Annotated in this window: 7 protein-coding genes; 3 read left to right on the top strand and 4 right to left on the bottom strand. The window is 45.0% G+C overall.

The window, feature by feature from the left end:
* Positions 1-26 precede the first annotated feature (26 nt).
* Together rodA and MD588_RS11705 are read right to left on the bottom strand one after the other, a co-directional pair.
* The gene (rodA, locus tag MD588_RS11710) at positions 27-1,109 is read right to left on the bottom strand and encodes a rod shape-determining protein RodA (protein WP_265697448.1); all 1,083 of its coding nucleotides are present in this window, start codon (positions 1,107-1,109) and stop codon (positions 27-29) included.
* Positions 1,110-1,187: 78 nt separating this feature from the next.
* Entirely contained in the window at positions 1,188-1,655 is a 468-nt protein-coding gene (locus MD588_RS11705; protein WP_265697447.1) for a hypothetical protein, read from the bottom strand.
* A 325-nt stretch (positions 1,656-1,980) separates the two neighbouring features.
* On the opposite strand from MD588_RS11705, the gene MD588_RS11700 reads away from it, so the two are divergent.
* Together MD588_RS11700 and MD588_RS11695 are read left to right on the top strand one after the other, a co-directional pair.
* Positions 1,981-2,406: an outer membrane lipoprotein gene (locus MD588_RS11700; protein ID WP_265697446.1), complete on the top strand. Its 426-nt coding sequence runs from the start codon at positions 1,981-1,983 to the stop codon at positions 2,404-2,406.
* A 205-nt stretch (positions 2,407-2,611) separates the two neighbouring features.
* Positions 2,612-3,274, top strand: coding sequence for an alpha/beta hydrolase (locus MD588_RS11695; protein WP_265697445.1), 663 nt, complete (start codon positions 2,612-2,614; stop codon positions 3,272-3,274).
* A gap of 282 nt (positions 3,275-3,556) precedes the next feature.
* Here the strand turns inward: MD588_RS11695 and MD588_RS11690 are convergent, their stop codons facing one another.
* Together MD588_RS11690 and MD588_RS11685 are read right to left on the bottom strand one after the other, a co-directional pair.
* The gene (locus MD588_RS11690) at positions 3,557-3,937 is read right to left on the bottom strand and encodes a PH domain-containing protein (RefSeq protein ID WP_265697444.1); all 381 of its coding nucleotides are present in this window, start codon (positions 3,935-3,937) and stop codon (positions 3,557-3,559) included.
* Between the two features lie 45 nt (positions 3,938-3,982).
* Positions 3,983-4,654 (bottom strand): 3'-5' exonuclease, encoded by a 672-nt coding sequence (locus MD588_RS11685; protein ID WP_265697442.1) that lies wholly within the window; start codon positions 4,652-4,654, stop codon positions 3,983-3,985.
* Positions 4,655-4,899: 245 nt separating this feature from the next.
* Here MD588_RS11685 and MD588_RS11680 point away from each other — a divergent pair, with 245 nt between their 5' ends.
* Positions 4,900-8,133 carry an ImpA family metalloprotease gene (locus MD588_RS11680; RefSeq protein WP_265697441.1) on the top strand — a complete coding sequence of 1,078 codons (3,234 nt, stop codon included), beginning with the start codon at positions 4,900-4,902 and terminating at the stop codon, positions 8,131-8,133.
* The last annotated feature ends 2 nt before the right edge of the window (positions 8,134-8,135 follow it).

Genomic DNA, 8,135 nt, shown 5'->3' with positions numbered 1-8,135 from the left:
GGAGGGTCGCGTTTTTATTTTTGAGGTTATTTTTTCTTGTACGGTTTGTATAGGCACAGCGACATGATGATACCAAAGCACACGCCTTGGGTGATCATCGCGGTCCCCCCGTAGCTGAAGAAAGGTAACGGGCTTCCCATGACAGGTAATCCCCCGCTAACCATGCCCACATTAATAAACGCATACAGGAAGAAGCTGAGTGCCAGTGCACCACTTACCAAGCGAGAAAATGGGGACTCACATTGGCAGGATAACCAAATCACACGACTGGTGATAAATAGGTAAAGCCCAATCAGCAAGATGCTGCCTAAGAATCCCCATTCCTCGGCATATGTTGAAAAGATAAAGTCAGTATGGCTTTCCGGAATGAAACCAAGGTGTCCTTGTGTTGCATTGGTCCAGCCTTTTCCTCTAATCCCACCGGAGCCTATAGCGATCAGAGACTGAATGATTTGATAGCCGGCGCCTAGTGGGTCTGACTCTGGGTTTAGGAACTGAGTGACCCTTTTTTTCTGGTAAGCAGCCATTACAAAGAACCATAAAATAGGAACAGCAGTGGCAATTGCAGCCAGAAATGAAGAGATAATCTTCCAACTCATGCCTGCAAAATAGAGAACAAACAATGCATAGATAACGGTAAAAATTGCGCCATCAAGATCCGGCTGGATGAATATGAGTCCGGCAGGTATGGCTGTAACAAGCAAACAGGTGACGATTTTTTTTAAATCAGGCCGACCTGCGTCAACGACAAGCATCCAGGCAATCATCATTGGTACAGCCACTTTGACAAGTTCAGAGGGTTGGAAGCGGATTGGACCAAGGGCTAGCCATCGCTGGGAACCATTGGTGCTGTCGCCCATTATGATGACGCCGAGTAGTAATACGATGGCGAGGCCGTATAAGTAAGGTGCGGTGTGCTGGTATTTAATTGGGGGAATTGCGGACATGATCACTAAAGCCGATAGGGAGATTAGTGCCCTAATTAGGTGACGTTCCAGCATAGGTTCGCTAAAGCCACTGGCGCTCCAAACCGTGAGGGAGCCGAGTAGAATCAGCAAGGAAATTGCCATTAGCAACGGAAGATCTATCCGAGGTCGAAAGTTATACATAATATGAGTTTCATCAAGTGAGAACAACAAGGGGTCGCAGCATGTAGTGCTGAAATTAGCTATTTACAATGAGGAAACTCAAACGGGATGACTATTCAGAGCTCGGTAAAATGCATCGCTTTCTTTCCAGCCGCTTATTCTGTGGCATGAGACTGAGAAAACCTGGCTTATCGCTGGTAAGCGGCTGACTTTCATTGCTATTTTAACCCAATGAGAGATTAGTACTTTGCGCGTTAGCTCAGTAGCACTTTTCTGTGTTTTGGGGCGATGACTTAATCCTTCAACCAGCCTAGACGGCGGTGGGATAAGTTTACCGTGTAGAAGAGACAGAGCCTCTACTGGATGCCGAGAAAGGGAAAGTAAGTTATCGTCTTCCCGGCTTTCCTCTGTACGGCTGATTTCGTTAATTTCAGAGTGCCAGTCGAAGTGATTTTGAAGCTGGGTATAGCCTGGTAGGAGAGTGTTAGCAACAAAAAGAATGAAAGATAAAAGAGAGAAAGCAATCAATGTTGTCACTAGTTGTGCGTATAGACTTTGCTTTTTCATCTTAAGTAAGTAGTGGTTGCGTATAAGGGGGGTTAAAATAGTGCTTTTGGGATAAAAATCAATTGAAAAGCAACGATATTAATCGTTGTTGCACATAAAACAGCCGACCAATCATTGTGGTGAATGCAAGTAGCCATGGTGTTCTCGATTTCGAAATGTCCTATCAAAGATACCGCTTTCACATCATGTACCTTGCGATTAGTCTTTAGTGTAAGGCTTATTCAAAACGACACTTGCTATACTTATGGCATTGAATAATGTGGACTGAGCTTAGGTTGCAGGTGATCGTGTGAAAAGCTTCTATTTTGTTGTACTTATTCTTTCGATGCTTGGTTTTACTGGATGTTCTAACAACCCTTATGGTGATTCGTATGGTGTGGCCGATACGCGTACAATCCAGCAGGTGCGCTATGGAACGATCATAAAGACTGAACCGGTGAGTATTGAAGGTGAAGGACAGGTCGTCGGTGCTATTGCGGGCGCCGCTGTAGGTGGGATCCTCGGCTCAAAAATTGGTGGCGGATCGGGGTCTGATATCGCGGCAATTGGTGGTGGTGTGCTCGGTGGTGTAGCGGGTAGTAAAGCGGCCGAAGGTATAAGCCGGCGAGATGGTGTCAACCTGACGATTAAAATGGACAGTGGAGAGACCATAGCTATCGTGCAGGAAGTGAACCCGAGTGTGATTTTCCAGGTTGGGCAAAGAGTAAGAGTGAATATTGATGGAAATACTGCAAGGGTTATGCCGGAATAACTGATAACAGACTGATTTTAAAGCTTTTACCTAATTGAATATATGGCTGTTGCTTACCTTCTGAGCAACAGCTTTTTACGGTTTGAAGGTGATTGTTTCCTCCAGTTTCTTACATTTCTTGTCTTATTGTTTAACCATTAGGCTCGCCTACATATGGGCTTTCGGTGTATGGTGAAATTTATCTAACTCTTAGAATTTTATACCCATGACTTATCTATCTTGCGTTGAAGTAGAACCTAACATCAAGGCAACGGCGACAGTAATATGGCTGCATGGCCTTGGTTCTAATGGACATGACTTTGAAGCAATTTTACCTGAATTGAAGTTGCCCGAAGATGCACCGGTTCGTTTTATATTCCCTCACTCACCTTCGATTCCTGTCACAATAAATGGTGGAATGGTGATGCCGGCTTGGTATGACATTCTGGAAATGGGATCTGGGCGCAGGCTAAATACTGAACAACTTCTTTATTCTGCTAAGCAAATTACAGACTTGATCGAGCGGGAAATCGAGCGTGGAATTACAAGTGAACGAATTATTTTGGCCGGTTTTTCACAGGGCGGGGCGGTGGCGTATCATGCGGCACTTAGCTTTCCGCAAAAGTTGGCAGGGCTGTTGGCTCTTTCTACTTATTTCCCGACATCAAACAGTATTACCATTGCTGAGATGAATCGTAAGATACCGCTTGAAGTAATGCATGGCAGCTATGATCCGGTTGTGTTGCCGACTATGGGGGAAGAGGCCGTGAGTGAATTGGTTAAGGCTGGCCTAATGCCTAACTGGCGTACCTACCCAATGGAACATCAGGTTTGTATGCCGCAGATACGAGATATTTCCACCTGGTTGAAATCAACTCTCCAGCTTTAGGCCTGCTATTCGGGAAGTAATACCAATCGGGATAAGTAAGTGTTCAGATAATTGCACAGTGAAAATCACCTAAGACAAGGAAGGGTTTGCAGTAACTAGTGGTTCTAATTACAAAAAAACTAACGCAGTAAGAGGTGATTTTAACCAGCAAGAATGATCAAATACTTATGCTGATTGGTATAAAATGGAAGTGATAAAAAGCCACGTCAGCCTTGATTGTGGCTTTTTTATGCAAGTGTTTTAGAGGATTTGTTCTGTGAGTCAAGCTGCGCTTATTTGAGGCTATTTCCCTGCTATTTTTGCTGCCAATAACCCTTGCATCGTGTAGATGTTGGTCTTGCCATTGAACTCTAGTGCAATAGGAGCAGATTGCCCCGAAACCCATATTTTTAGCTCGGCATCTAAATCGAAGTGACCAGATGTTTCCACTGTATACATAGTGATGGATTTATAAGGCACGGAACGATATTCAATTTTTTTACCCGTAACGCCTTGCTTATCAATCAACAGCAGGCGACGATCTGTTAGTACAATCATATCTCGAATGAGTTTGTAGGCTAACTCTATCTGCTCGTCTGGCCCCAGTATCGTTGCGAGTTCTTCATAGGCATCATCAGAACTCATTTCACCGGCGTTGCCTAGAATGGCGTCGAACAATCCCATCGTTACTCCTTATCGCTTGTTCATTGACATAGTTTATAGTTGAAGTTATCGGTTGGCTTGTTTCCTCAGGTACGACGGTACTGATGCTTTCGCTGTACGCGATAACTTCTGCAAGATTGAAAAATCAGGCATGTCGAGCTGATAGTCTGATTTTAGGTCTTTTAACATTAATAACCAAAGCTTGGCGGTCATTTCAGAATCGGCCAAAGCGCGGTGGAAAACGCCATCGTTGTCGATGTTCTTGTAGTCAACCAAAGTCCCTAGCTTATGATTTGGGGCGTCTTGATACAGGCGTCTGGCAATCAACATCGAGCAGGCGAACTGACCCTGGTAACCCCGGCCAATGCTGTCAAGCTCAGCATCAAGGAAACGTTGATCAAATGAGGCGTTATGAGCGACTAGATTATGCCCTGCAATAAAGTCGGCAAATTGGTCCATAACCTCGCCACAGCCTGGTGCACTCTGTAGCATCTGGTTGGTGATGCCGGTATAGCCTTCGATAAAACTGCTTACTCTGAAGCCAGGATTCATTAGTTGCTGAAAGTGGTCGACAACAACACCGTTGTCAATTTTAACGGCACCGATCTCGATGGCCCGATCGCCCATGTTCGGCGAAAGGCCGGTTGTTTCGAAGTCGAGGACGATAACGGAATTGGCTGCCTGAGAGGTTGTCACGATATAAAGCCTGCTTAAGAAGACGGTAATAATAGAAGCCATTGTAACCGTGTGACATGACTAAGCCAACATAAGACCCGTTGCCCCAGTAAAAGAGGGCCATAAATAACCGATAGTCGGATTTGTACTGATTGTGCTCGTTCAATGCTTGATTTTGTTACGTTTTGTCCGGATTTATAAAAAAAACTTTGACTCAACATATGAGTTGCCGTATCAAGCGTCCAAATGCATTTTTTTGCGCCTATAGCTTAAACAATATAATAAAGAGGTGTTTGATGAGGCCTGTAATGTCTTATCAGCGAATCGTTATGCTGGGGCTGATTAGCTCACTGGCAGCATGCGGTGGCGATAGTTCTAGTGGAAATGAAAACAGTGGTGTAAATGGTGGTAACTTATCGCCAGGTACTACCTTACCTGTGTTTTATAAAGTTTCTGCCCAAAATTCAGTAGGCGGCACCATCACACCTCAAATCCAAGAGGTTAAGCAAGGTCAAAGCTATACTTTTACCGTTTTGCCTGAGCGGGGTTTTACAACGCAGTCAGTCTCGGGCTGTAATGGTACGCTTGATGGCCAGAACTACACGACAGGTGAGGTTACTCAAGATTGTCAAATCACGGCGAGATTCATTACCAACGCTCAGTCAGCGGTTGACCAGGAAGATCATACGCTGGCCTCAGCGGAGGAGCTGATCAAATTTAGCCAGAGTTACCTCAAGCATATCGATCTTGATCGCAGAACCTTAGTTGATACTTTATATCAGAATGTAGGCTCATTGATATCATGGCACCCGAGTCATGACAGTATTACGTTCTCCACGTTCATGCCTGAAAATACGTTTCCGGTATTGCGCTCAACAAAAGATGGCGGTGATAGCCCATCATCAGAAGGTTTGGTGTTCGCAGGACAACAAGGCGAACATCGCTATGCAGCCATGAGCGCAAATATGTTTTCGGTAGACAGATCTGCAGAAACCGATCAGCTGCTAAAAAACTTAATCAATTGGTTAATCGATAGCGACGACTCTACCTATCAACTGAAGATTGTGACATCGCATGTACCGAGTAAAGCTGATAGTTGGTATTTTCCCCATAACGAAAATATTCGCAGCTGGTTAACTAGCCACTATCCTGATCAGCACATGATTAATACTGCCAATAGCTGTGATTACGAGGCTTTGTCGACCTGTATAGACGAACAGCAGCCAGATTTGATTGTGTTTAGTGATATTGACCGACGTAGCCGAGGTTATGAGGCGGTGAGTGCTGCCATCGAAAAGGCGAAGTCACTGCAAATCCCGATTCTTGTAACGAATTACTACCGTGAGGCGAGTCATATGGCCGTGCCTCTGTATCGTTATATGGGGTTGCAAACGAAAGGGAATTACTGGAGTAAGCATCATGCTGATAAGTTGGCGGTGGAAGATCTGAAAACGTCAGATCCAACCTTGCAACAGGTAGAGCTGTTATTGACCCGCCTTAGCAAAGGTGAGTTTGATATAACAGCTTTGGAACAGTGTAACAAGAATTTTATATATTGTACTGATCCTGCGTTTCAGTCTGCGTTTAAGACGGCTGCAGACTGGTATCGTAATACGTCGATAGCATTCGATAGCTATAACCTCAACCCTTTTGATACTGGGTACTATCCGGTTGCTCGGGCAGGTTTATTGCTGGCAGATAAGTATCGCTCCGCGATTGATTATCCAATTGGACAGAGCGAGCCGACAGCGTGGCAGCAAGCGATGTTTGCCGACTGGGTGGTTAGTTATACTCGAGAGCATAACCTTGCCCAACCGGATTTAGGGGAGTATGTTGTCGATCGGTCTCAAGTCGCCAAAGGCAGTAATGCTCACTATGCTTATCCGCCGACAGTAACCGAGAGTCAGGTTATATCCGTGCCGTATTCGAAACAGTGGACAACAACAGGCTGGTACGCTTTGCCGGGGCAAACTATCACGGTAAATCGTACAGACAACAGTGATGCGACTGTCGCGATAAAACTGAACTATCACCGTAGCAATACCAACCGGGCCTACCAGCAAAAGATCTATAGAGGGCCATTAGAGTTAGCTCAACAGCGTATACAGGTTAACGCGGGTGAGACGGTGACTTTTTCTACGCCATACGGAGGGCCGATTTATGTCTATCTTGAGGGAAGTGGCTCTCCTGTACAAACGGCTTTGACCGCTGCCGGAGTGGTAAAACATCCTGCAATTATGGATTTTAGCGATCCTGCCGAGATTTTGCGTTTTAACCAAGCGATTGATAGCACTGAATTGCCGCACGTTGATTTACGAACGGATGGAGCAGAGCAGCACCTGCGAAGAGATCGCTTCCTTAATGCTATCGGTGATGATGTCCCGACGGTGAATGCTTTGCTGAAATCGATTGAAGAAGACCATATTAACAGTGTTTATACATTGGCCGGTTATAAGATTCAGGGTAAATCATTGGCAGAGTCATTGCCTGATGATGTAAAAGCAGTTTGTTCGAAACTGTTTGGTCAGGCAGATTGTTTCAATGAATCTTTCCACACTCGCACGATTATTCAGCACGCGAACTATGACCAAAATGCGCAATGCGGCAGCGGCTGTAGCGGTAATCCATGGGATGCGTCATGGAATATCTCGCCGACAGGCTGGGGAGATAACCATGAGCTGGGCCATAATCTGCAGACTAACAGGTTGAATGTGCAATATGCAGAGGCAGCAGATGCCGATGATTGGACCAAGTATGGTTCGCGGGCTGGGGAAAATTCCAATAATATTTTCCCGTATTATGTGAAATGGAAAGCTCACTATTTGCGTGATGGTAACACGACGACGATTACTGATGGTCATATGAACCATAAAGACTTGTTCTATGTCTTTATGTCAGATGCGGCACAGATCAAAGATGGTTCTGATAATCGTGTTGTGGTTGGTAGCAGTTGTAATGTGATGGATGAGGGAGCAGACCGTTTCATTGTTCCATGGAAGAGCAATGCTTACGCTACACATAATGGCTATCGGATGGCGTTTTATATTCAGATGGCCTTACGTGTCGATCAACAGCCAATGGTAACAGGTGATAAGCTCGAGAACGGCTTTAACGTCTTTACCTTGTTGTACCTGCATAATCGTATCTTTGGCCATTATGCAGCTAATGAGACCGATTGGTTGAATAATCGTGAGAGGCTTGGTTTTAGCTTGTTTCCTTATGATGGCCATGCCGTGTTTGGTGGTAAGAATATTCGTTCAATACCGGGTAACGATTTTATGCTCGTTGCATTGAGTGTGATAACGAATCGAGATTGGCGTCCATATTTTGATATGTTTGGTCTTCGTTACTCAAGCTTGGCAGAAAGTCAGGTGGTTGCGAATGCCAAAGGTGGAGGTGTAGCAACCGGTATGTACGTACTCGAAAAGGATTTGCCACCAGCAAATATGAGCGCAGGATTAGATTTCTTAAATATGTCGCTTAATGACGGGACAACATTGTGGCCTCGTGATAATTCCTCACCGAGAAATTGCTCTTTATAAGT

The sequence above is a fragment of the Photobacterium obscurum genome (assembly GCF_026191635.1).
In the GTDB taxonomy this organism is placed as follows: domain Bacteria; phylum Pseudomonadota; class Gammaproteobacteria; order Enterobacterales; family Vibrionaceae; genus Photobacterium; species Photobacterium obscurum.
The sequence above is the reverse complement of the archived record's forward strand: the minus strand, read 5'-3'. Positions and strand labels throughout refer to the sequence as shown.

What these genes read in the sequence shown, in the direction of transcription:
- rodA (WP_265697448.1), bottom strand. Translation starts at nt 1,109, where the DNA reads ATGTATAACTTTCGACCTCGGATAGATCTTCCGTTGCTAATGGCAATT.
- MD588_RS11700 (WP_265697446.1), top strand. Translation starts at nt 1,981, where the DNA reads ATGCTTGGTTTTACTGGATGTTCTAACAACCCTTATGGTGATTCGTAT.
- MD588_RS11690 (WP_265697444.1), bottom strand. Translation starts at nt 3,937, where the DNA reads ATGGGATTGTTCGACGCCATTCTAGGCAACGCCGGTGAAATGAGTTCT.
- MD588_RS11680 (WP_265697441.1), top strand. Translation starts at nt 4,900, where the DNA reads ATGTCTTATCAGCGAATCGTTATGCTGGGGCTGATTAGCTCACTGGCA.
- MD588_RS11705 (WP_265697447.1), bottom strand. Translation starts at nt 1,655, where the DNA reads ATGAAAAAGCAAAGTCTATACGCACAACTAGTGACAACATTGATTGCT.
- MD588_RS11695 (WP_265697445.1), top strand. Translation starts at nt 2,612, where the DNA reads ATGACTTATCTATCTTGCGTTGAAGTAGAACCTAACATCAAGGCAACG.
- MD588_RS11685 (WP_265697442.1), bottom strand. Translation starts at nt 4,654, where the DNA reads ATGGCTTCTATTATTACCGTCTTCTTAAGCAGGCTTTATATCGTGACA.